The organism is Cellulomonas sp. P4_D11 (assembly GCF_056401915.1).
In genome coordinates, this window is record NZ_JBFUIK010000020.1 from 58,189 (window position 1) to 80,154 (window position 21,966).

At 72.5% G+C, this 21,966-nt stretch carries 20 protein-coding genes; 15 read left to right on the plus strand and 5 right to left on the minus strand.

Going from position 1 to position 21,966, the window contains the following annotated elements:
- Positions 1–45 precede the first annotated feature (45 nt).
- From uvrC to AC1DT4_RS13715, 9 genes are all read left to right on the plus strand, one after another.
- On the plus strand, positions 46–2,079 hold the full coding sequence (gene uvrC / locus AC1DT4_RS13675) for an excinuclease ABC subunit UvrC (RefSeq protein ID WP_477090345.1): 2,034 nt from the start codon (positions 46–48) through the stop codon (positions 2,077–2,079).
- On the plus strand, positions 2,076–3,020 hold the full coding sequence (gene rapZ, locus AC1DT4_RS13680; RefSeq protein ID WP_477090346.1) for an RNase adapter RapZ: 945 nt from the start codon (positions 2,076–2,078) through the stop codon (positions 3,018–3,020). The genes uvrC and rapZ overlap by 4 nt, the downstream gene beginning before the upstream one ends.
- Entirely contained in the window at positions 3,017–3,994 is a 978-nt protein-coding gene (locus AC1DT4_RS13685) for a gluconeogenesis factor YvcK family protein (protein WP_477090347.1), read from the plus strand. The genes rapZ and AC1DT4_RS13685 overlap by 4 nt, the downstream gene beginning before the upstream one ends.
- Positions 3,995–4,043: 49 nt before the next feature.
- Positions 4,044–5,024, plus strand: a complete 981-nt coding sequence (whiA, locus tag AC1DT4_RS13690) for a DNA-binding protein WhiA (protein ID WP_370503989.1) — start codon at positions 4,044–4,046, stop codon at positions 5,022–5,024.
- A gap of 212 nt (positions 5,025–5,236) precedes the next feature.
- Complete coding sequence (gap, locus tag AC1DT4_RS13695) at positions 5,237–6,241, plus strand: type I glyceraldehyde-3-phosphate dehydrogenase (protein WP_477090348.1); 1,005 nt, start codon at positions 5,237–5,239, stop codon at positions 6,239–6,241.
- Between the two features lie 117 nt (positions 6,242–6,358).
- The gene (locus AC1DT4_RS13700; RefSeq protein WP_477090349.1) at positions 6,359–7,558 is read left to right on the plus strand and encodes a phosphoglycerate kinase; all 1,200 of its coding nucleotides are present in this window, start codon (positions 6,359–6,361) and stop codon (positions 7,556–7,558) included.
- A gap of 2 nt (positions 7,559–7,560) precedes the next feature.
- Positions 7,561–8,355 carry a triose-phosphate isomerase gene (gene tpiA / locus AC1DT4_RS13705; protein WP_477090350.1) on the plus strand — a complete coding sequence of 265 codons (795 nt, stop codon included), beginning with the start codon at positions 7,561–7,563 and terminating at the stop codon, positions 8,353–8,355.
- Between the two features lie 156 nt (positions 8,356–8,511).
- Positions 8,512–8,754 carry a preprotein translocase subunit SecG gene (gene secG, locus AC1DT4_RS13710; RefSeq protein ID WP_477050191.1) on the plus strand — a complete coding sequence of 81 codons (243 nt, stop codon included), beginning with the start codon at positions 8,512–8,514 and terminating at the stop codon, positions 8,752–8,754.
- A gap of 11 nt (positions 8,755–8,765) precedes the next feature.
- The gene (locus AC1DT4_RS13715) at positions 8,766–9,113 is read left to right on the plus strand and encodes an RNA polymerase-binding protein RbpA (RefSeq protein ID WP_370503994.1); all 348 of its coding nucleotides are present in this window, start codon (positions 8,766–8,768) and stop codon (positions 9,111–9,113) included.
- Between the two features lie 61 nt (positions 9,114–9,174).
- Here the strand turns inward: AC1DT4_RS13715 and pgl are convergent, their stop codons facing one another.
- From pgl to tkt, 5 genes are all read right to left on the minus strand, one after another.
- Complete coding sequence (gene pgl, locus AC1DT4_RS13720) at positions 9,175–10,623, minus strand: 6-phosphogluconolactonase (RefSeq protein ID WP_477090351.1); 1,449 nt, start codon at positions 10,621–10,623, stop codon at positions 9,175–9,177.
- On the minus strand, positions 10,620–11,537 hold the full coding sequence (locus AC1DT4_RS13725) for a glucose-6-phosphate dehydrogenase assembly protein OpcA (protein ID WP_477090352.1): 918 nt from the start codon (positions 11,535–11,537) through the stop codon (positions 10,620–10,622). The genes pgl and AC1DT4_RS13725 overlap by 4 nt, the downstream gene beginning before the upstream one ends.
- Complete coding sequence (gene zwf / locus AC1DT4_RS13730) at positions 11,534–13,075, minus strand: glucose-6-phosphate dehydrogenase (protein WP_477090353.1); 1,542 nt, start codon at positions 13,073–13,075, stop codon at positions 11,534–11,536. Before zwf ends, AC1DT4_RS13725 begins: the two co-directional genes overlap by 4 nt.
- Complete coding sequence (tal, locus tag AC1DT4_RS13735; protein WP_477090354.1) at positions 13,072–14,214, minus strand: transaldolase; 1,143 nt, start codon at positions 14,212–14,214, stop codon at positions 13,072–13,074. Before tal ends, zwf begins: the two co-directional genes overlap by 4 nt.
- A 61-nt stretch (positions 14,215–14,275) precedes the next feature.
- Positions 14,276–16,450, minus strand: coding sequence for a transketolase (tkt, locus tag AC1DT4_RS13740; RefSeq protein WP_477090355.1), 2,175 nt, complete (start codon positions 16,448–16,450; stop codon positions 14,276–14,278).
- A gap of 322 nt (positions 16,451–16,772) precedes the next feature.
- Here tkt and AC1DT4_RS13745 point away from each other — a divergent pair, with 322 nt between their 5' ends.
- From AC1DT4_RS13745 to AC1DT4_RS13770, 6 genes are all read left to right on the plus strand, one after another.
- Positions 16,773–17,765: a heme o synthase gene (locus AC1DT4_RS13745; RefSeq protein ID WP_477090356.1), complete on the plus strand. Its 993-nt coding sequence runs from the start codon at positions 16,773–16,775 to the stop codon at positions 17,763–17,765.
- Between the two features lie 10 nt (positions 17,766–17,775).
- Positions 17,776–18,741 carry a site-specific tyrosine recombinase XerD gene (locus AC1DT4_RS13750; RefSeq protein ID WP_477090357.1) on the plus strand — a complete coding sequence of 322 codons (966 nt, stop codon included), beginning with the start codon at positions 17,776–17,778 and terminating at the stop codon, positions 18,739–18,741.
- Positions 18,742–18,856: 115 nt separating this feature from the next.
- Complete coding sequence (locus AC1DT4_RS13755) at positions 18,857–19,672, plus strand: ParA family protein (RefSeq protein WP_370504006.1); 816 nt, start codon at positions 18,857–18,859, stop codon at positions 19,670–19,672.
- Complete coding sequence (locus tag AC1DT4_RS13760) at positions 19,641–20,576, plus strand: segregation and condensation protein A (RefSeq protein ID WP_477090358.1); 936 nt, start codon at positions 19,641–19,643, stop codon at positions 20,574–20,576. Before AC1DT4_RS13755 ends, AC1DT4_RS13760 begins: the two co-directional genes overlap by 32 nt.
- Positions 20,573–21,271, plus strand: coding sequence for an SMC-Scp complex subunit ScpB (scpB, locus tag AC1DT4_RS13765; protein WP_477090359.1), 699 nt, complete (start codon positions 20,573–20,575; stop codon positions 21,269–21,271). Before AC1DT4_RS13760 ends, scpB begins: the two co-directional genes overlap by 4 nt.
- Positions 21,268–21,966 (plus strand): hypothetical protein (locus tag AC1DT4_RS13770; protein WP_477090360.1); only part of this gene is annotated, 699 nt, incomplete at its 3' end. The genes scpB and AC1DT4_RS13770, both read left to right, overlap by 4 nt.

The following is a 21,966-nucleotide window of genomic DNA, read 5'->3' on the forward strand; positions in this document are numbered from 1 at the left end:
CTGGCGCGGTCCGCAGCGTCCGTGGCGCGAACTAGGCTCGAACGCATGGCTGATCCCGCCACGTACCGCCCCGCCCCGGGGGAGATCCCGGACTCCCCGGGCGTGTACCGCTTCCGCGACGAGCACGGCCGCGTCATCTACGTCGGCAAGGCCAAGAGCCTCCGCTCGCGCCTGTCCAGCTACTTCCAGGACATCTCGGGGCTCCACCAGCGCACCCGGCAGATGGTCACCACGGCGGCGTCGGTGCAGTGGACGGTCGTGGGCACGGAGGTCGAGGCGCTCGCGCTCGAGTATTCGTGGATCAAGGAGTTCGACCCCCGGTTCAACGTGAAGTACCGCGACGACAAGTCATACCCCTACCTCGCGGTGACCATGGCCGACGAGTTTCCGCGCATCCAGGTCATGCGGGGCGCCAAGCGCAAGGGCACGCGGTACTTCGGCCCCTACGCGCACGCGTGGGCGATCCGGGAGACCGTCGACCTGCTGCTGCGGGTGTTCCCGGTCCGCACGTGCTCCGCGGGCGTCTTCAAGCGCGCCCACCAGCAGGGCCGGCCGTGCCTGCTCGGGTACATCGACAAGTGCTCGGCGCCGTGCGTGGGCCGCATCTCGCCCGACGACCACCACCAGCTCGCGCAGGACTTCTGCGACTTCATGGCGGGAGACACCGCGAAGTTCACGCGCCGGCTGACGGCGCGGATGAAGGAGGCGGCGGCGGAGCTCGACTACGAGCGGGCGGCACGGCTGCGGGACGACATCGCGACCCTCGAACGGGCCACCGAGAAGAACGCGGTCGTGCTCGCGGACGGCACGGACGCGGACATCTTCGCGCTCTCGGGCGACGAGCTGGAGGCCGCGGTCCAGGTGTTCCACGTGCGCGACGGGCGCATCCGCGGCCAGCGCGGGTGGGTGGTCGAGAAGGTGGAGGACGTCACGGACGCGGAGCTGGTGGAGCACCTGCTCCAGCAGATCTACGGCAACGAGGCCTCTGGCGACGGCGATCCCGGCTCGTCGGCGGTCCCGCGCGAGGTGCTCGTGCCGGTCCTGCCCCCGGACGTGGACCAGGTGCAGGCGTGGCTGACGGGCCTGCGCGGCAGCAAGGTCTCGGTGCGGGTGCCGCAGCGCGGCGACAAGCGCGAGCTGGCGGAGACCGTGCGGCGCAACGCCGAGCACTCGCTGGTGCTGCACCGCACGCGCCGCGCGGGTGACCTGACCACCCGCAGCCAGGCGCTGCAGGAGATCCAGGAGGCGCTCGACCTGCCGTCGGCGCCGCTGCGCATCGAGTGCTACGACGTCTCGCACAACCAGGGCACGTACCAGTCGGCGTCGATGGTGGTGTTCGAGGACGGGCTGGCGCGCAAGAGCGAGTACCGGCTGTTCAGCGTGCGCGGACCCGAGGGGCAGGGCGCGCGGGACGACACGGCCGCGATGCACGAGGTCATCACACGACGGTTCCGCCGCTACCTGGCCGACCGGGCGGACGCCCGGGACGTGGAGCTGGGCATCGGCGAGGACGACGACGACCAGCCGCTGCGGTCCGGTCCGATCGACGAGGTCACGGGCAAGCCGGTGCGGTTCGCGTACCCGCCGAACCTCGTGGTGGTCGACGGCGGTCCGCCGCAGGTGGCCGCCGCGGCGGCGGCGATGGCGGAGCTCGGGATCGACGACGTGGCGTTGTGCGGGCTGGCCAAGCGGCTCGAGGAGGTCTGGCTCCCGGGGGAGGAGTACCCGGTGATCATGCAGCGGAGCTCCGAAGGGCTCTACCTCCTGCAGCGGCTGCGGGACGAGGCGCACCGGTTCGCGATCACCGCGCACCGCAAGCGCCGCAGCAAGGGCATGACGACGTCCGTGCTGGACGGCGTGCCGGGCCTGGGTCCGGCGCGGCAGGCGGCGCTGCTCCGGCACTTCGGGTCGGTGAAGCGGCTGCGGGCGGCGTCAGTCGAGGAGATCGCGTCCGTGCAGGGCATGGGCGACCGCACGGCGGCGGCCGTAGTGGCAGCCCTCGCCGCACCGGGTGAGAACGCCGCCGTGCCGGTGGCGTCGGAGGCGGTCGCCGGGTCGGCTGGCATGCTGGACGCATGAGCGACGAGCCTTCGCCGATCACGGTGCCCGCCGGGATCCCCGCCCTCGAGGCGGCCACCGAGGCGCCCCACCTGAGCCAGCCGCAGGTCCTCATCATCACCGGCATGTCGGGTGCCGGCCGGACCCGGGCCGCCGCCGTGCTGGAGGACCTCGACTGGTACGTGATCGACAACCTGCCGGCCCAGATGCTCACGCACCTGGTCGGCATGCTCACCAGCGGGCCCGCGGGCGCGGGAGCCCAGCGCCTCGCGGCCGTCATCGACGTGCGCGGCCGCGAGTTCTTCCGCGACCTGTCGCCCGTGCTGCAGGGGCTGCGCGAGTCGGGCGTCGAGTACCGGATCCTCTTCCTCGACGCGTCCGACGAGGTGCTGGTGCGGCGGTTCGAGCAGGTCCGCCGTCCGCACCCGCTGCAGGGCCAGGGCCGGATCCTCGACGGCATCGCGGAGGAGCGCGCGGTCCTCGCGGACCTGCGCGAGCGGGCCGACACCCTCATCGACACCTCGGAGCTCAACGTGCACGACCTGGCCCGCGAGGTCCGGGCCGTCGTCGCGAGCGGGGCCGAGGACGCGCTGCGGATCTCCGTCGTCTCGTTCGGGTTCAAGTACGGGCTGCCGCTGGACGCGGACCACGTGGTCGACATGCGGTTCCTGGCCAACCCCTACTGGATCACCGAGCTCCGCCACCTCACGGGCCGCGACGCCCCGGTGCGGGACTACGTGCTCGGCCTGCCCGGGGCCGTGACGTTCGTCGAGCGGTACGTCGACGCCCTCGAGCCGGTGCTCGCCGGGTACCTCAACGAGGAGAAGCGGTACGTGACCATCGCCGTCGGCTGCACGGGCGGCAAGCACCGCTCGGTCGCGGTCAGCGAGGCCATCGCTGCGAGGTTGCGGGACCGGGGGCACCTCGTCTCCGTGTCGGCCCGCGACCTCGGCAAGGAATGAGGGCGGCCGCGCCGGCCGTCGTCGCACTGGGTGGTGGTCACGGCCTGTCGGCCTCGCTGTCGGCCCTGCGGCTCATGACGGACCGGATCACCGCCGTCGTCACCGTGGCCGACGACGGGGGCTCCTCGGGCCGGCTGCGCGACGAGCTCGGCGTCCTGCCGCCCGGCGACCTGCGGATGGCCCTGGCCGCGCTGTGCGACGACTCGGACTGGGGCCGGACCTGGCGCGACGTCCTCCAGCACCGGTTCAGCTCGACCGGCGACCTCGACAACCACGCGGTCGGCAACCTGCTCATCGTCGCGCTGTGGGAGCTGCTGGGCGACACGGTCGAGGGCCTCGACTGGGTGGGCAAGCTCCTGGGCGCCCGCGGCCGGGTGCTGCCGATGGCGTCGGTGCCGCTGCTCATCGAGGCCGACGTCGTCGACGGTGGCGGGACGACGCGACGGGTGGTCGGGCAGAGCGCCGTCGCGGTCACCACCGGCACGATCGCGCAGGTGCGGCTCGACCCCGCCGACCCGCCCGCGTGCCCCGAGGCCGTGGCGGCCGTGGAGGCCGCCGACTGGATCGTGCTCGGGCCCGGGTCCTGGTACACCTCCGTCCTGCCGCACCTGCTGGTGCCGGGGCTGCGCGACGCGTTGGGCCGGACGAGCGCACGCACGATCCTCACCCTCAACCTCTCCTCGGGTGAATCGGGGGAGACGGCGGGCATGAGCGCCGACCAGTACCTGGACGTGCTGCGGGTGCACGCGCCCGAGCTGCGGATCGACGCGGTCGTGGCCGACCCGTCGGCGGTGGAGGACGTGTCCGCGCTGGCCGCGCGGAGCGCGGACCTGGGCGCACGCCTGCTGCTGCGTCAGGTCAGCAGGGGCGACGGCACCGCGCGGCACGACCCGCTGCGGCTCGCGGGCGCGTACTCGGACGTGCTGGACGGCTTCCTCGGGGACGTCGGCACCCGCGAGAACCCACCCGAGTAGGTGACGGGAGCGGTCCCGGGCACGCGTCCTGCAATGGCAGGATGCAGCCATGGCGTTGACGGCACAGGTGAAGGACGAGCTCGCCCGTCTGAAGGTGGACAAGACGTCCTCACGGAAGGCCGAGGTCTCGGCCACCCTGAGGTTCGCGGGTGGCTTGCACATCATCTCGGGTCGGATCGTCATCGAGGCGGAGCTGGACACGGGCATCGCCGCCCGACGGCTGCGGCAGGCGATCGCCGAGGTGTACGGCCACGAGAGCGAGATCATCGTCGTGTCCGGCGGCGGCCTGCGCCGCGGCAGCCGCTACGTGGTCCGGGTGGTCAAGGACGGCGAGTCGCTCGCGCGGCAGACCGGGCTCCTGGACAACCGGGGTCGCCCTGTGCGAGGTCTGCCGCCGCAGGTCGTGTCGGCCGGGGTCGCCGAGGCCGAGTCCGCCTGGCGCGGTGCCTTCCTCGCGCACGGCTCGCTCACGGAGCCCGGTCGGTCCTCGGCGCTCGAGGTCACCTGCCCCGGCCCGGAGGCCGCGCTCGCCCTGGTCGGCGCCGCGCGTCGGCTGGGCATCGCCGCCAAGGCGCGCGAGGTTCGCGGGATCGACCGCGTCGTCATCCGCGACGGGGACGCGATCAGCGCGATGCTCACCCGGCTCGGCGCGCACGAGACCGTGCTGGTCTGGGAGGAGCGCCGTGTGCGGCGCGAGGTCCGGGGCACCGCCAACCGGCTGGCCAACTTCGACGACGCCAACCTGCGCCGCTCGGCGCGCGCCGCGGTCGCCGCGGGCGCACGGGTCGAGCGTGCCTTCGAGATCCTCGGCGACGAGCTGCCGGAGCACCTGCGCGAGGCCGGCGAGCTCCGGCTCGCGCACAAGGAGGCGTCGCTCGAGGAGCTGGGCAAGCTCGCCGTGCCGACGCTCACCAAGGACGCCGTCGCGGGACGGATCCGGCGCCTGCTGGCCACCGCGGACAAGCGCGCCGCGGAGCTGGGGATCCCGGACACGGAGGCGGGCCTCAGCCCGGACCTGCTCGACCTCTGAGCGGGCCCTGGGGTGTCTCACCAGGGACCTACGTCGCGGCGTGAGCCCGGTCACCTGGTATAGGGTCGTGTCATCCGAACGTCACACGACGGTCACGTGCTGGGCATGTGGAGCAGCACGAGCCGTAGACGTCCGGAGCGCACAGCGGCGTGCGTGACCCCATCACCAAAATGTGTGCGCCGGCCCCCCGTCGGCGCTGCCGAGGAGGGCAAGTGACCATCCGCGTCGGTATCAACGGCTTCGGCCGTATCGGGCGTAACTTCTACCGGGCGATCATCGCGTCCGGTGCCGACATCGAGATCGTCGGCGTGAACGACCTCACGGACAACAAGACGCTCGCGCACCTGCTCAAGTACGACACGGTGCTCGGTCGCTTCCCGCTGAGCGTGGACTTCGACGACGAGAACATCATCGTGGACGGCAAGAAGATCCGCGCCCTCGCCGAGCGTGACCCCGCCAGCCTCCCCTGGAAGGAGCTGGGCGCGGACATCGTCATCGAGTCGACCGGCTTCTTCACGGACGCGACCAAGGCGAAGGCGCACCTCGAGGCCGGCGCCAAGAAGGTCATCATCTCCGCCCCGGCGAAGAACGAGGACGGCACGTTCGTCGTCGGCGTGAACCACGAGCAGTACGACGCCGCGACGCAGCACATCATCTCGAACGCGTCGTGCACGACGAACTGCCTGGCCCCCGTGGCCAAGGCGCTCAACGACTCGATCGGCATCGAGCGCGGTCTCATGACCACGATCCACGCCTACACCGGTGACCAGAACCTGCAGGACGGTCCCCACAAGGACCTCCGTCGCGCCCGCGCCGCCGCGCAGAACATCGTCCCGACGTCGACCGGTGCGGCCAAGGCCGTGGCGCTCGTGCTCCCGGAGCTCAAGGGCAAGCTCGACGGCTTCGCGCTCCGCGTCCCGGTCATCACGGGCTCGGCCACGGACCTGACGTTCACGGCCTCGCGCGAGGTCACCGTCGACGAGGTCAACGCCGCGGTCAAGGCCGCCGCCGAGGGTCCGCTCAAGGGCATCCTCGAGTACGTCGAGGACGAGATCGTGTCGAGCGACATCGTCACGAACCCGCACCAGAGCATCTTCGACTCGAAGCTCACCAAGGTGAGCGGCGACCTGGTCAAGATCATCGCCTGGTACGACAACGAGTGGGGCTACTCGAACAGCCTCGTCGCGCTCACCACGTACGTCGGCGAGCGTCTCTGACGGTTCCGTCGCACCTGTAGTGACGGTCATGCGTCCGCGTGCGCCCCGGCCCTTGTGGCCCCGGCGCACGCGGACGCTGCCGTGTCCGGCCCTGCTCGAGTCAAGGGAAGTAGACGCATGAAGACCATCGAGGACCTCGGCGACCTGCGCGGCAAGCGCGTGCTGGTCCGCTCCGACTTCAACGTGCCGCTCGACGGCACGACCATCACCGACGACGGCCGCGTGCGCGCGGCCCTCCCGACGCTCCAGACGCTGCTCGCGGCGGGGGCCCGCGTCGTGGTGATGGCGCACCTCGGCCGCCCCAAGGGTGCGCCGGAGGACAAGTACTCGCTCAAGCCCGTCGCGGACCGCCTGTCCGAGCTGCTGGGCCAGCCCGTGGCCCTGGCGACCGACGTCGTCGGCGAGTCGGCCAAGGCCACCGTCGCGGCGCTGCAGGACGGCGAGATCGCCCTGCTCGAGAACATCCGGTTCGACCCGCGCGAGACGTCCAAGGTCGACGCCGAGCGCGCCGAGCTTGCCGGCGAGCTGGCGGCGCTGGCCGACGTGTTCGTGTCGGACGGCTTCGGCGTCGTGCACCGCAAGCAGGCGTCGGTGTACGACGTCGCGCTGGTGCTCCCGCACGCCGTCGGCACGCTCGTCCTCAAGGAGGTCGCGTCGCTGCGCAAGGCGACCGACGACCCCGAGCGTCCGTACGTGGTCGTGCTCGGCGGCTCGAAGGTGTCGGACAAGCTCGGGGTCATCGCCAACCTGCTGACCAAGGCGGACCGCCTGCTCATCGGTGGCGGCATGCTCTTCACGTTCCTCGCGGCGAAGGGCCACTCGGTGGGCAACTCGCTGCTCGAGGCGGACCAGATCGACACGGTCAAGGGCTACCTCGCGCAGGCCGAGGAGGCCGGCGTCGAGATCGTGCTGCCGACGGACATCGTGGTGGCCGACGAGTTCACGGCCGACTCCCCGGCGCTCGTCGTGCCCGCGGATGCGATTCCTGACGGCAAGATCGGGCTCGACATCGGCCCGGACTCGAGCAAGCTCTTCGCGAGCAAGATCGTCGACGCCAAGACCGTCGTCTGGAACGGCCCGGCCGGCGTGTTCGAGTTCGAGGCGTTCTCAGGCGGCACGCGTGCCGTGGCACAGGCGCTGGTCGACGCGGGCGCCAACGGCGCCTTCACCATCGTCGGCGGTGGCGACTCCGCCGCGGCCGTGCGCACGCTCGGCTTCGACGAGGCCGGGTTCGGACACATCTCGACCGGTGGTGGCGCGAGCCTCGAGTTCCTCGAGGGCAAGACGCTCCCCGGCATCGCGGTTCTGGAGGACTGATCGTGGCCACTCGCACCCCGCTCATGGCGGGCAACTGGAAGATGAACCTGGACCACCACCAGGCCACGCACACCGTGCAGAAGCTCGCGTGGACGCTCAAGGACGCCCGGCACGACTTCGGCAAGGTCGAGGTGTGCGTGCTGCCGCCGTTCACCGACCTGCGCAGCGTGCAGACGCTCGTGGACGCCGACAAGCTCGAGCTGGTCTACGGCGCGCAGGACGTCTCGGCGCACACCTCGGGGGCGTACACCGGCGAGATCTCGCCGTTGTTCCTGGCCAAGCTGGGCGTCACCTACGTCGCGATCGGTCACTCCGAGCGCCGCGAGTACCACAACGAGTCGGACGAGCTGATCAACGCGAAGGTCAAGTCCGCGCTCGGTGCGGGCCTGGTCCCGATCCTGTGCGTCGGGGAGGTCCTCGAGGTCCGCAAGGCCGGCGAGCACGTCCCGCACACGCTCGCGCAGCTGGACGGCGCCCTCGCGGGCCTCGCGGCCGAGCAGGTCGCGTCGCTCGTCGTCGCCTACGAGCCCGTCTGGGCCATCGGCACCGGCGAGACGGCGACGCCCGAGGACGCGCAGGAGCTGGCCGCGGCCATCCGCACGCGCATCGGCGAGCTGTACGACGCCGCGACGGCCGACGCGGTCCGCGTGCTGTACGGCGGCTCGGTGAAGTCGTCGAACGTCGCTTCGATCATGGCCAAGCCCGACGTCGACGGCGCACTCGTCGGCGGAGCGAGCCTGGACCCCGAGGAGTTCGCCGCGATCGCGCGCTACCAGTCGCACGCGGTCGGTCTCTAGCCGACGCCGGTGGGTCCCGGGTGAGCTCCTGGGACCCACCTGGGCGCGGTGGTGGCTTATCGCCCCACTCGTCGCCTACCCTGTACCGCGGTCCACCGCAGCGTCGCTGGCTACCCGGCCGCCGACGTGCCCGCCCAGTAAGGAACCGACACCGACGTGACTGGCCTTCGTATCGCCCTCGAGGTGCTGCTGGTGCTGACCAGCCTCCTGCTCATCCCGCTCGTCCTGCTGCACAAGGGCAAGGGCGGCGGCCTGTCGGACATGTTCGGCGGCGGCATCACGAGCAGCGCGGGCAGCTCGGGCGTGGCGGAGCGAAACCTGAACCGCATCACGATCGGCACCGCACTCGTGTGGACGGCGATCATCATCCTGCTCGGTCTCCTCGAGCGCACGGTCTGAGGCGGTAGACGATGGCGAGCGGGAGTGCGATCAGGGGGTCGCGGGTCGGCGCCGGCCCCATGGGCGAGGCCGAGCGCGGGGACACCGCTCCGCGGATCTGGGTGTCGTACTGGTGCGCCAACGGCCACGAGACGCGCCCCAGCTTCGCCGAGGAGGCGGCTCTCGACGCCCCGGTGACGTGGGACTGCCCCCGCTGCGGGTTCCCCGCCGGGCAGGACCAGGAGAACCCCCCGTCGCCGTCCAAGAACGAGCCGTACAAGACGCACCTCGCCTACGTGAAGGAGCGGCGGTCCGACGAGGACGGCGCCGCGATCCTCGACGAGGCCCTCGCCGCCCTGCGCGCCAAGCGCGGCGGCTGACGCTCCGCTTCCACGACGAAGGGCCCCTGCGGACGCAGGGGCCCTTCGTCGTCGCCGTCGGTCAGTCGCGGACCCGGAGCAGCGCGAAGCCGTCGTAGCCCTTGCTGCCGACCGTCTGGACCACGGTGCCGTCGTAGCGCGGGTGGCCCGTGAGCAGCTCGACCATCGCGCGCACGCCCTGGACCCGCTCGTCCGGGTGGTCGGGGTCGATCACGGCACCACCGCGGACGACGTTGTCGACGATCACCACGGACCCGGGACGGGTGAGCGACAGCGTCTGCTCCAGGTAGCGGGGGATCGACTCCTTGTCGGCGTCGATGAACACGAGGTCGTACGGCTCGGTGCCGTCGGCGACCAGGGCGTCCAGGGTGTCGGCGGCCGGACCGACCAGGACGTCGACCAGGTCGGCGACGCCGGCGCGCGTGAGGGACTCCGTGGCCACGCGCGCGTGCTCGGGCTCGAGCTCGAGGGTGGTCAGGCGCCCGTCGGACGGCAGGGCGCGGGCGAGCCAGAGCGTGCTGTAGCCACCGAGCGTGCCGATCTCGAGGATGCGCCGGGCGCCCGCGGTCAGGGCCAGGAGCTGCAGGAGCTTGCCCTGGTTGGCGGCGACCGCGATGTCCGGGAGCCCGCCGGCCGCGGCCGCGTGCCGCGTGTCGGTCAGCGCGGCGTCCTCGGGCACGAGGGCGGAGAAGTACTGGTCGACGTGGGTCCAGAGGTCGGCCGGCGTCTCGGCGGAGGCGGGGAAGGCGGCCGCGGTCGTGGAGAGCGCGGCCTGCGTGCCCAGCCCCTCGGTGGCCGCGATGTCGACGAGCCACAGCGTCCGCTCGGTGCCGAGTGCGCCTGCCGCGGGGGTGACGGTCACCGGAGCGCCGCGCAGCGCCGACGCGACCGCGGAGGCCTTCTCGGTGCCGGCCGCGACGACCCACACCTCGCGCGCGGCACGGATGGAGTCGTACGTCAGCGAGACGCGCTCGGGCGGCGGCTTGGGCGAGCCGTGCACGGCGACGGTCGCGCGACCGGTCGCGCCCAGCGCCTCGTGGCCCGGGAAGAGCGAGGCGACGTGCCCGTCCGGACCCATGCCGAGCAGGAGGACGTCGAAGGCGGGGGAGCCCGCCGCTGCGAGCGTCTCCGCGTACGCGTCGGCGGACGCCTCGGGCGTCGGCACGTCGTCGCTGAGAGCCGGCATCGCGTGCACGTTCTCGACCGGGAGCGCCTCGCCGAGGGCGTCGATGAGCGCCGACCGGGCCTGCGTCTCGTTGCGGTCGGGGTGGCCGTCCGGCAGGAAGCGCTCGTCGCCCCACCACAGGTGCACGCCGGCCCAGTCGACCGCGTCCCGCACCGGGCTCGCCGCGACCGCCGCCAGCGAGGCGATGCCGACCGTGCCGCCCGTGAGGACGACGTGGACCGGCGAGCGGTGCGACTGCACGTCGACGAGGTGCGTGAGCAGCCGAGCCGCGACCGACTCCGCGAGCACCCGCGCGTCGGGGTGGACGACGACGTCGCGGGTCATGCGTCGATCCTCGCGAGACCCTTCTGCAGCACCTCGCCGTAGACCTCGTCGTCGTCGAGCCGGCGGAGCTCCTCGGCAAGGCACTCGCGCAGCTGGCGGATGGGCAGGGCGATCCGGTGCTCGGGCTGCTCCGGCTGCCGCAGCGCCGCGGTCTTCCCGTCCGGGCGGTCGAGCACGATGTCGCCCGACGAGCGCTCGAGCCGCACCTGCGTGATCGCGAGGGCGTCCTTCACGCGCTCGATCTCCACCGGGCACTTCAGCGCGTACGCCAGCCACGCGGCCATGAGGTCGACCGACGGGTGCGTGCTCTCACCGACCACGACCGCCTTGTGCACCGGCTCGTACGGCGGCTGGTCGAGCGTCGCGGCGATGAGGCCGCGCCACAGCGTCGCGCGCGTCCACGCCAGGTCCGTGTTGCCGTCCGCGTGGGACGCGGCGAGCTTGCGCAGCGCAGCCCTCGGGCGGGCGACCTGGGTCGAGTCGGTGATCCGGCGCGTGGCCATGCCCCCGAGCTGGGACTCGGCCACGTTGTCGGGGATCTCGTAGGGCCACCACGTCACGATGGGCGCGTCCGGCAGCAGCAGCGGGATCACCAGGGTGTCCAGGTGGTTCTCGAGCTGCCCCGACGGACGGAGCACGAGCACCTCGCTGGCGCCTGCGTCACCGCCGAGCCGGATCTCGGCGTCGAGGTCGGACTCCCGGTCGTGGACGTCGTTCGCGATCACGATGACCCGGCACGGGTGCTCGCGGCTGGCGTCGTTCGCCGCGTCGATGGCCTCGTCGGGGTTCCGGTCGCCCACGGAGATGATGAGGGTGAGCACGCGGCCGAGCGCGATCGCACCACCCTCGTCGCGCTCCTTGAGGAGGCGCTTGTTGATGTCGCGCGTGGTCGTGCTCGGCATCTGGATGATCATGGCCGCCTCCAGACGCGACCGTCGCGCGCCATCATCTTGTCCGCCGACTCCGGTCCCCAGGTGCCGGAGCGGTACTCCTCGGGCTTGCCCTTGCTGGCCCAGTACGACGTGACCGGGTCGAGCACCTTCCAGGACAGCTCCACCTCCTCGTGCCGCGGGAAGAGCGGCGGGTCGCCCAGCAGGACGTCGAGGATGAGCCGCTCGTACGCCTCGGGGGAGGACTCGGTGAACGCGTGCCCGTAGCCGAAGTCCATGGTGACGTCGCGGACCTCCATGGCCGTGCCGGGCACCTTCGCGCCGAACCGGAGCGTGACGCCCTCGTCGGGCTGCACGCGGATGACCAGGGCGTTCTTGCCCAGCTCCTCCGTCGCGGTCGACTCGAACGGCAGGTGCGGCGCGCGCTTGAACACGACGGCGATCTCGGTGACGCGGCGGCCCAGGCGCTTGCCGGTGCGCAGGTAGAACGGCACACCTGCCCAGCGGCGGTTGTCGATGTCGACGCGGATCGCGGCGAACGTCTCGGTGGTGGAGTTCGGGTTGAAGCCTTCTTCCTGGGCGTACCCGACGACCTTCTCGCCACCCTGCCACCCGGCCGCGTACTGCCCGCGCGCCGTGTGCTTGCCGAGGTCGCGCGGCAGCTTGACCGCCGAGAGGACCTTGATCTTCTCGGCGCGCAGCCCCTCGGCCTCGAACGACGCGGGCTCCTCCATGGCGGTCAGGGCCAGCAGCTGCATGAGGTGGTTCTGGATGACGTCGCGTGCGGCGCCGATGCCGTCGTAGTAGGACGCGCGGCCGCCGATGCCGATGTCCTCGGCCATCGTGATCTGGACGTGGTCGACGTAGTTGGCGTTCCAGATGGGCTCGTACAGCTGGTTGGCGAAGCGCAGGGCCAGCAGGTTCTGGACCGTCTCCTTGCCGAGGTAGTGGTCGATCCGGAAGATGTCGTCCGGCCGGAACACGTCGGAGACGATCTCGTTCAGCTCGCGCGCGCTGGCCAGGTCGTGGCCGAACGGCTTCTCGATCACCACGCGTCGCCACATGCCCTCGGCGGGCTGCGACAGGCCCGACCGCGCGAGCTGCTTGCAGACCACCGGGAACGAGCTGGGCGGGATCGACAGGTAGAACGCGTGGTTCCCGCCCGTGCCGCGGGACACGTCGAGCTCCTCGACGGTGTCACGCAGGCGATCGAACGCGTCGTCGTCGTCGAACGTGCCCTGCACGAACCGGATCCCCTCGGCGAGCTGCCGCCAGGTGGCCTCGCGGAACGGCGTCCGGGCGTACTGCTTGACCGAGTCGTGGACGATCTCGGCGAAGTCCTGCGTCGCCCAGTCGCGCCGGGCGAAGCCGGTGAGCGCGAAGCCCGGCGGCAGGAGGCCTCGCGCCGTGAGGTCGTACACGGCCGGCATGAGCTTCTTCCGGGCAAGGTCCCCGGTGACGCCGAAGATGACGAGTCCGCAGGGCCCGGCGATGCGCGGGAGGCGGCGGTCGCGCGGGTCGCGCAGCGGGTTGTGGCCCGCGGAGATCTTGCTCGGGCTCACCTGGCGACCTCGGACTCGTTCTGCTGCGCCGCGCCGGCGAGCCCGTCGGAGACGGTGCCCAGCAGCTCGCCCCAGCTCGCGATGAACTTCTCCACGCCCTCGACCTCCAGCTGCTCGGTGACGTCGTCGATGTCGATGCCGAGGTCCCGCAGGCCCGCGACGACGGCCTCGGACTCGGCGCGCGTGCCCGTCACGGTGTCGCTGCCGTCGCCACCGTGGTCCGCGACCGCGTCGAGCGTCTTCTCCGGCATCGTGTTGACCACGCCCGCCACGACGAGCTCGTCGACGTAGAGGGTGTCCGGATAGGCCTTGTCCTTGACGCCCGTGGACGCCCACAGGGGGCGCTGAGGATGGGCTCCCGCGGCGGCGAGCGCGGCCCAGCGCTCGTCGGCGACGACCTCCTCGTAGAGCCCGTACGCGAGGCGTGCGTTGGCGATGGCCGCCTTGCCGCGCAGCGCCGCGGCCTCCGGGGTGCCCAGCTTGTCCAGCAGCGGGTCGATCGCCGCGTCGACGCGCGAGACGAAGAAGGACGCGACGGACGCGATCGGCGCGAGATCGTGGCCGTTGGCCTTCGCCTTCTCGAGGCCGCTCTCGAACGCGTCGAGGACCTCGCCGTAGCGCTCGATCGAGAAGATCAGCGTGACGTTGACGCTGATGCCCTCGGCGAGCACCGCCGTGATGGCCGGCAGGCCCTCGCGGGTGGCGGGGATCTTGATGAACACGTTGGGCCGGTCGACCGTCGACCACAGGGACTTGGCCGAGGCGATCGTGCCCTCGGTGTCCTTGGCCAGCCGCGGGTCCACCTCGATGGACACGCGCCCGTCCACGCCGTCGGTGGCGTCGTAGACGGGCCTGAGCACGTCCGCGGCCTGACGCACGTCGTCCGTGGTGATCCGGAACACCGCCGCGTCGACGTCGGCGCCGTCCGCGGCCAGCTCCCGGAGCTGCGCGTCGTAGGCGTCACCCTTCGAGAGGGCCGCCGCGAAGATGGACGGGTTGGTGGTCACGCCGACGACGCCCTTGTCGGCGACCAGCTCGGCGAGGTTCCCCGTGCGCAGCCGTTCGCGCGAGAGGTCGTCCAGCCAGATCGCGACGCCGGCGTCCGCCAGCCGTGCCAGGGGGGTGCTGCTCGGTGCCATGGTCGATCCCCTTCTCCCGCACGCCGCCCCGGTCGTGCCGGGGCGGCGTGACCGTTCAGACTCAGACCTGCTGGTCGCCCGTCAGACCAGCGTTGTTCGGGAGGCCCGCGGTGGTCGCCGGTCCGGCTCCGCCGCGCGCTGCCGCGATCGACTCGTGCGCCGCCGCGACGACCGCCTCGGGCGTGAACCCGAACTCGCGGAACAGCGTCTTGTCGTCCGCCGACGCCCCGTAGTGCTCGATCGAGACCGAGCGGCCGGCGTCGCCGACGAGCTTGTGCCAGGACAGCGCGATGCCGGCCTCGACCGAGACGCGCGCCCTCACCGACGAGGGCAGGACCGACTGCCGGTAGTCCTCGTCCTGCTCGGCGAACCACTCGAGCGACGGCGCGGACACCACGCGGGTGGCCACCCCGGCGGCCTCGAGGGTCTTGCGCGCCTCCACGGCGAGCTGCACCTCGGAGCCGGTGCCGATGAGGATGACGTCGGGCGTGCCGCTGCTCGCCTCGAGCAGCACGTAGGCACCCCTCGCCACGCCCTCGGTCGTCGCGAAGCCGTCCTCGCCGCGTGGGAACGTCGGGACGTTCTGCCGCGTGAGGACGAGGGCGACGGGCCCGCTCGTGTGCTCGATGGTCGCCGCCCACGCGGCGGCCGTCTCGTTGGCGTCGGCCGGGCGCACCACGGTGAGGCCGGGGATCGCCCGGACGGCCGCCAGGTGCTCGATCGGCTGGTGCGTCGGGCCGTCCTCGCCGAGGCCGATGGAGTCGTGCGTCCACACGTAGACGGCGGGCACCCCCATGAGCGAGGCGAGGCGGACCGAGCCGCGCATGTAGTCGCTGAACGTGAAGAACGTCCCGCCGTACGGCCGGGTCAGGCCGTGCAGCCGGATGCCCGACAGGATCGCGCCCATCGCGTGCTCGCGGATGCCGAAGTGCAGCGTGCGGCCGAACTCGTCGCCCGCGAACTCGTGCGTGGACCGCTTCGCGGGGAGGAAGGACGGCTCGCCCTTCATGGTCGTGTTGTTGGAGCCGGCCAGGTCGGCCGAGCCGCCCCACAGCTCCGGCAGCACCGGCGCGAGCGCGCTCAGCACCTCGCCCGAGGCCGCGCGGGTGGCGACGGCCTTGCCCGCGGGGAAGACCGGCAGCGCGTCGGTCCAGCCGTCCGGCAGGTCGCCCGCGACGAGCCGGTCGAGCAGCGCCGCGTTGTCGGAGTTCGCGGCACGCCACGCGTCGAACGCGGCCTGCCAGTCGGCCTTGGCGGGGGCGGTGCGGTCCGAGAGGCCGCGGGTGTGCGCGAGCACCTCGGGGTCGACCTCGAACGTCTTCTCGGGGTCGAAGCCGAGCAGCTCCTTGAGCCCACGGATCGCCTCGCCGCCCAGCTTGGAGCCGTGCGAGGAGTGGTCGTTCGTCTTGGTGGGCGTCGGCCACGCGATGAGCGTGCGCAGCCCGATGAACGACGGGCGGTCGGTCACGGCCTTCGCGGCCTCGATCGCGGCGTGCAGGGCGTCGACGTCCTCGCGGTACCCGTCGGGTCCGCCGGTCCAGTCGACGAACTGGACGTGCCAGCCGTAGGCCTCGTAGCGCGCGAGGACGTCCTCGGTGAAGGCGATCTCGGTGTCGCCCTCGATCGAGATGTGGTTGTCGTCCCACAGCACGATGAGGTTGCCCAGCTCCTGCGTGCCCGCGATCGACGACGCCTCGGAGGTGACGCCCTCCTGCAGGTCGCCGTCGGAGGCGATGACGTAGACGAAGTGGTCGAACGGGCTGGTGCCCGGCGCCGCCTCGGGGTCGAGGAGGCCCCGCTCGCGGCGCGACGCCATCGCGAAGCCGACGGCCGAGGCGAGCCCCTGGCCCAGGGGACCGGTGGTGATCTCGACGCCGGTCGTGTGCTTGTACTCGGGGTGCCCGGGGGTCTTGGAGCCCCAGGTGCGCAGCGCCTCCAGGTCCTCGATCTCGAGCCCGAAGCCCGCCAGGTACAGCTGGATGTACTGCGTCAGGCTCGAGTGGCCCGCGGACAGGACGAACCGGTCGCGGCCGAGCCAGTGCGGGTCCGCCGGATCGTGCCGGAGCACGTTCTGGTAGAGCAGGTAGGCCGCCGGGGCGAGGCTGATCGCCGTGCCCGGGTGGCCGTTCCCGACCTTCTCGACGGCGTCGGCGGCCAGGACACGCACCGTGTCCACCGCCCGCAGGTCGAGGTCGGTCCAACCGACCGTCGTGGCCAGGGGAGCCTTCGCGTTCACCGCACCTCATTTCCACCCGAGCAGGGGGCCGGGTGTCGTGTCGGACGAGATCTTCGACGTGACGGGCATCCGGGTCGGGATGCCGGGCAGGGTGGGACGTCGCGCCGTCGCGGCGGTCGTCGGACCCTGCCTTCCGACCTTATAGCGCACCTGCCCACGGGCGCCGGGCGTGACCACCAGGAGGCCGAGCGACAGATCTCACACCGCCCGTACGGCGATCCGGGGCCCGCGTCGCGCCCGGGTGCAGGTGCAGGCCGTAGCATGGCTGCGCGACCTTCCCCCTCTCGGGACACCTCTCGGAACACGAACGGAACCGCAGCGCGTGCGCCTCAGCAGCCCCCTGTCAGTCGACGACGCCGGAGCGTCCTCCGCGTCGACCCCGGCAGCCGCTGAGAAGACCGCCCCTGCCGTCCCCGCGGGTCCGCTCGCCCGCGTCCGCGGGAAGGTCGGCCCGTACGTCGCGCTGACCAAGCCGCGCGTCATCGAGCTGCTGCTGGTCACCACGCTGCCCACGATGATCCTGGCGCAGGGCGGGTTCCCCAGCCTCGGGCTGGTCGTCGCGACCCTGGTGGGTGGCGCGGCCGCGGCCGGCTCGGCCAACGTCCTCAACTGCTACCTCGACCGCGACATCGACAAGATCATGAACCGCACCAAGCGGCGGCCGATCGTCACCGGCGAGATCTCGCCGCGGGCGGCACTGGTCTTCGGGCTCGCGCTCGGCGTCGTGTCGCTGGCCTGGCTCGCGGTCATGGTCAACCCGGCGTCGGCCTGGCTCACCGCCGCCGCGATCCTCATCTACGTCGTCGGCTACACCATGATCCTCAAGCGCCGCACACCGCAGAACATCGTGTGGGGCGGTGCGGCCGGCTGCATGCCCGTGCTCATCGGGTGGTCGGCGGTGACCGGCGGCGTCTCCTGGACCGCTGTGCTGCTGTTCGGCGTCATCTTCTTCTGGACGCCGCCGCACTACTGGCCGCTGTCGATGAAGTTCCGGCGCGACTACGCCGCGGCCGGCGTCCCGATGCTCCCCGTCGTGGCCAAGGACACCAAGGTCGCGCGCGAGATGATCGCGTACACGATCGCGATGATAGCGTGCTCGCTGCTGCTGGTCCCGGTGCAGGGGATGACCTGGGTCTACGGCGTCGTCGCCCTCGGGCTCGGCCTCTGGTTCCTCTGGGCGTGCATCGGACTGCTGCGCCGGGCCGAGCACCCCGAGGCCGGCAAGCTCAAGGCGATGAGCGTGTTCCACGCGTCGATCACGTACCTCACGCTGCTGTCCGTCGCGATCGCGGTGGACGTGTTCCTCCCGTTCTGATGGCCGGCTGATGGGTGAGGACGGTGCGACGGTCCGGACGCGCACGGCGATGGACTCAGCGCTCGAGATCTACCTCGCGCACCTCACCGTCGAGCGCGGCCTGTCCACCAACACCCTGCTGGCCTACCGGCGCGACCTCGCGCGGTACACGGCGTTCCTCGACTCCCGCGGCCGCCGGTCGCCCGGCGAGGTCGACGAGCAGGACGTCGAGGAGTTCCTGCTCGCGGTCCGCACGGGCGCCGATGGGCGCAGCGCGCTGTCGGCGTCGTCCGCGGCGCGGATCGTCGTAGCCGTCCGGGGCTGGCACAAGTTCCTGCTGCTCGACGGGATGACGAGTCTCGACCCCGCCAGCACGGTGAAGCCGCCGGCCCAGCCGAAGCGGCTGCCGAAGGCGATCTCGATCGACGACGTGGAGCGGCTGCTCGACGCCGCCGGCCTGGGCGAGGGATGCGTCCCGCTGCGCGACCGGGCGCTGCTCGAGCTGGTCTACGGCACGGGCGCGCGCATCTCCGAGGCGGTCGGCCTCGACATCGACGACCTGGACCGCACCCCGGGTCGCGCCGCGGTCCGCCTGTTCGGCAAGGGGAGCAAGGAGCGCGTGGTGCCGCTGGGCACGTTCGCCCTCGACGCCCTCGAGGCGTACCTGGTGCGGGGGCGTCCGGCGCTGGCCGTCGGGAGCAAGGGCGGCTCGCCGGGGGTCTTCCTCAACACCCGCGGGGCGCGGCTGAGCCGGCAGAGCGCATGGGCCGTGCTGCGGGTGGCCGCCGAGCGGGCCGGGCTGGCGGGCGCCGAGCACATCTCCCCGCACACCCTGCGGCACTCGTTCGCCACCCACCTGCTGGCCGGCGGGGCGGACGTCCGGGTGGTGCAGGAGCTCCTCGGGCACGCGTCCGTCACGACGACCCAGATCTACACGATGGTCACCCCGGACACGCTGCGCGAGGTCTACGCGGCAGCGCACCCGCGGGCGCGATGAGCGTCACTCCCGCGCCGGTCTGTCGCGGGGTCATGGGACCGCCCGCTCCGGTAGGTTGTCCCGCGTGGTGAGCCAGCAGACGACCGACCCGCAGCTCGACGCCGTCGGGCGGCCGATGCCTGTGTTCCCCGAGCCCGCGCCGCTGGCCTCGCACGGCCCGGCCCGCGTGATCGCCCTGTGCAACCAGAAGGGCGGCGTCGGCAAGACGACGACCACCATCAACCTGGCCGCCGCGCTCGCCGAGTACGGCCGCAAGGTGCTCATCGTCGACTTCGATCCGCAGGGCGCTGCGTCGGTGGGTCTCGGGGTGAGCCCGCACGAGCTCGACCGCACGGTCTACAACCTGCTGATGGAGCGCGACGCGGACATCCGCTCGCTGATCCACGAGACGCCCTTCCCGGGTCTCCACCTGCTGCCGGCGAACATCGACCTGTCCGCCGCCGAGGTGCAGCTGGTGGGAGAGGTCGCCCGCGAGTCGGTGCTCTCCCGGACCCTGCGCCCGATCCTCGACGACTACGACGTGGTGATGATCGACTGCCAGCCGTCCCTCGGGCTGCTCACGGTCAACGCACTCACCGCCGCGCACGGCGTCCTCATCCCGCTGGAGTGCGAGTTCTTCGCGCTGCGCGGGGTCGCGCTGCTGGTCGAGACCATCGAGAAGGTCCGCGACCGGCTCAACCCGCGCCTCGAGGTCGACGGCATCCTGGCGACGATGTACGACCCGCGCACCCTGCACGCGCGCGAGGTCGTCGCGCGCGTCAGCGAGGCGTTCGGGGACACGCTGCTGCACACGGTGATCAGCCGCACGGTGAAGTTCCCCGACGCGACGGTGGCCGCCGAGCCCATCACCACCTACGCCCCGACGCACGCCGGTGCGGCGGCCTACCGTCAGCTGGCCCGTGAGCTCGTCGCCCGTGGCGACGCCGCCTGACGAGCGCGCGGTCCCGCCCGAGCAGCCCGCCGCCAGCGGGTCGTCCTCGGGTGCGCCCGTGGGCACCCAGGCGTTCGAGGTCCACCTCACCAACTTCAGCGGCCCGTTCGACCTGCTGCTCGGCCTGATCGCCAAGCACAAGCTCGACATCACCGAGGTGGCGCTCGCGCAGGTCACCGACGAGTTCATCGCCCACATCCGCGCCGCGGAGAAGGAGTGGGACCTCGGGCAGGCGAGCGAGTTCCTCGTCATCGCCGCGACCCTGCTCGACATGAAGGCGGCCCGGCTGCTGCCGTCCGCCGACGTGGAGGACGCCGAGGACCTGGAGCTGCTCGAGGCGCGCGACCTCCTGTTCGCCCGCCTGCTGCAGTACCGCGCGTACAAGCTGGTCGCCGCGGACCTGGCCGAACGGTTCGCCACCGAGGGCCGGCGGTTCCCGCGCCTCGTGACGCTCGAGCCGCACCTGGCCGCGCTGCTGCCCGAGCTCGTCTGGCAGATCGGCCCCGAGCAGCTGGCCGCCCTCGCGGCGAAGGCCGAGATGCCCAGGGCGGCTCCGCCCGGCGTCGACATCAGCCACCTGCACGCGCCCGCCGTCAGCGTCCGGGAGCAGGCCGCGGTGCTGGTCGACCGGTTGCGCCACGGCGGCTCGATGTCGTTCCGTGCGTTGACCGCCGACGCCGACGCGACGATCGTCGTCGTCGCCCGCTTCCTCGCGCTGCTCGAGCTGTTCCGGGAAGGCGCCGTCGCGTTCGACCAGGTCACGCCCCTGGGCGAGCTGACCGTGCGGTGGACGGGCGCCGAGGAGGGCGAGATCGAGGTCTCCGACGACTTCGACACGCTGGACACCACGCTCGATGCCGAGCTCGCCCGTGACGGGGCACCACCCCCCGAGGAGGACGCATGACGGACGAGACGGTTGCCGACGAGACGGGTGCCGACGAGACGGGTGCCGACGACACGGCCGCGGTCGATGCGACCGCGCTGGAGTCGGCCGCGGCGGACGAGCTCGCGTTCGACGTCGACGACCTGCCGGGCGGCGCGCTCGCCGCGCTGGAGGCCGTGCTCATGGTCGCCGACGAGCCGATCCCGGCGGTCCGCCTCGCGACCGTGCTCGCGCTGCCGACCGCGCGCGTCGAGGCGCTGCTGGACGAGCTCGCCGCCGAGTACCGCGGCGACCTCGGCGGACGTCCGCGCGGGTTCGAGGTCCGGCGCGCGGGGGAGGGCTGGCGCATCTACTCGGCGCCGGTGTACGCCGACGTCGTCGGGCGGTTCGTGCTTGAGGGGCAGACCGCGCGCCTGACGCAGGCGGCGCTCGAGACGCTCGCCGTCATCGCGTACCGCCAGCCCGTGACCCGCGGCCAGGTGTCGGCCGTCCGCGGCGTCAACGTCGACGGCGTCGTGCGCACGCTCACCACCCGGGGGCTGGTCGCCGAGACGGGCACCGATCCGTCCAGCGGTGCGGTCCTCTACCAGACCACGGGATACTTCTTGGAGCGGATGGGGCTGTCCAGCCTGGACGAGATGCCCCCGCTCGCGCCCTACCTGCCGGACATCGACTCCTTCGAGGGTGTCGACCAGGCGATCGGAGACATCAGATGAGCCCGCAAGAATCACGTCACGGGGGCGCCGGCTCGTCCGGCGGACAGTCGGGCTCACAGTCGGGCGGCCGCGGTGGGTCCGGTGCCCCTCGCTCGGGCGCCCCCCGGGGCAGCAGCGGGTCCGGCGCGAGCCGCGGCGGCAGCGCCGGCGGGTACCGGGGTGGCAGCAGCGGCGGCTCGGGTGGCGGCGGGTACCGCGGTGCCGGCGGTGGCGAGGGCTACCGCGGGAGCACGGGCGGCGGCGACGGGTACCGCAGCAGCGGGGGCAGCACCGGCGGTTCGCGCGGCGGCAGCACCGGAGGGTCCCGTGACGGCGGCGGCTACCGCGGCGGCTCCGGCGGCGACTCGCGCGGCAGCAGCAGCGGGTACCGCGGGGCTCCGAGCGGAGACGCGCGCGACAGCGGCGGCTACCGCGGTGGGTCGGGCGGGGGCGGCGGGTACCGCGGTGGGTCCGGCGGCGGCGACTCGCGCGACAGCGGCGGGTACCGCGGCGGCTCCGGCGGCGACTCGCGCGGGATCAGCGGCTACCGCGGTTCGTCGAGCGGTGGCGACTCCCGTGACAGCGGCGGGTACCGAGGCGGCTCGACCGGTGGCGGCGGGTACCGCGGCGACTCGCGCGACAGCGGCGGGTACCGCGGTGGGTCCGGCGGCGGCGACTCGCGCGACAGCGGCGGGTACCGCGGCGGCTCCGGCGGC

Coding starts and splice junctions, on each gene's coding strand:
- AC1DT4_RS13700 (WP_477090349.1), top strand. CDS start 6,359: ATGAAGACCATCGAGGACCTCGGCGACCTGCGCGGCAAGCGCGTGCTG.
- rapZ (WP_477090346.1), top strand. CDS start 2,076: ATGAGCGACGAGCCTTCGCCGATCACGGTGCCCGCCGGGATCCCCGCC.
- scpB (WP_477090359.1), top strand. CDS start 20,573: ATGACGGACGAGACGGTTGCCGACGAGACGGGTGCCGACGAGACGGGT.
- AC1DT4_RS13725 (WP_477090352.1), bottom strand. CDS start 11,537: ATGATCATCCAGATGCCGAGCACGACCACGCGCGACATCAACAAGCGC.
- uvrC (WP_477090345.1), top strand. CDS start 46: ATGGCTGATCCCGCCACGTACCGCCCCGCCCCGGGGGAGATCCCGGAC.
- tal (WP_477090354.1), bottom strand. CDS start 14,214: ATGGCACCGAGCAGCACCCCCCTGGCACGGCTGGCGGACGCCGGCGTC.
- AC1DT4_RS13755 (WP_370504006.1), top strand. CDS start 18,857: ATGCCTGTGTTCCCCGAGCCCGCGCCGCTGGCCTCGCACGGCCCGGCC.
- AC1DT4_RS13750 (WP_477090357.1), top strand. CDS start 17,776: ATGGGTGAGGACGGTGCGACGGTCCGGACGCGCACGGCGATGGACTCA.
- pgl (WP_477090351.1), bottom strand. CDS start 10,623: ATGACCCGCGACGTCGTCGTCCACCCCGACGCGCGGGTGCTCGCGGAG.
- AC1DT4_RS13685 (WP_477090347.1), top strand. CDS start 3,017: ATGAGGGCGGCCGCGCCGGCCGTCGTCGCACTGGGTGGTGGTCACGGC.
- whiA (WP_370503989.1), top strand. CDS start 4,044: ATGGCGTTGACGGCACAGGTGAAGGACGAGCTCGCCCGTCTGAAGGTG.
- AC1DT4_RS13715 (WP_370503994.1), top strand. CDS start 8,766: ATGGCGAGCGGGAGTGCGATCAGGGGGTCGCGGGTCGGCGCCGGCCCC.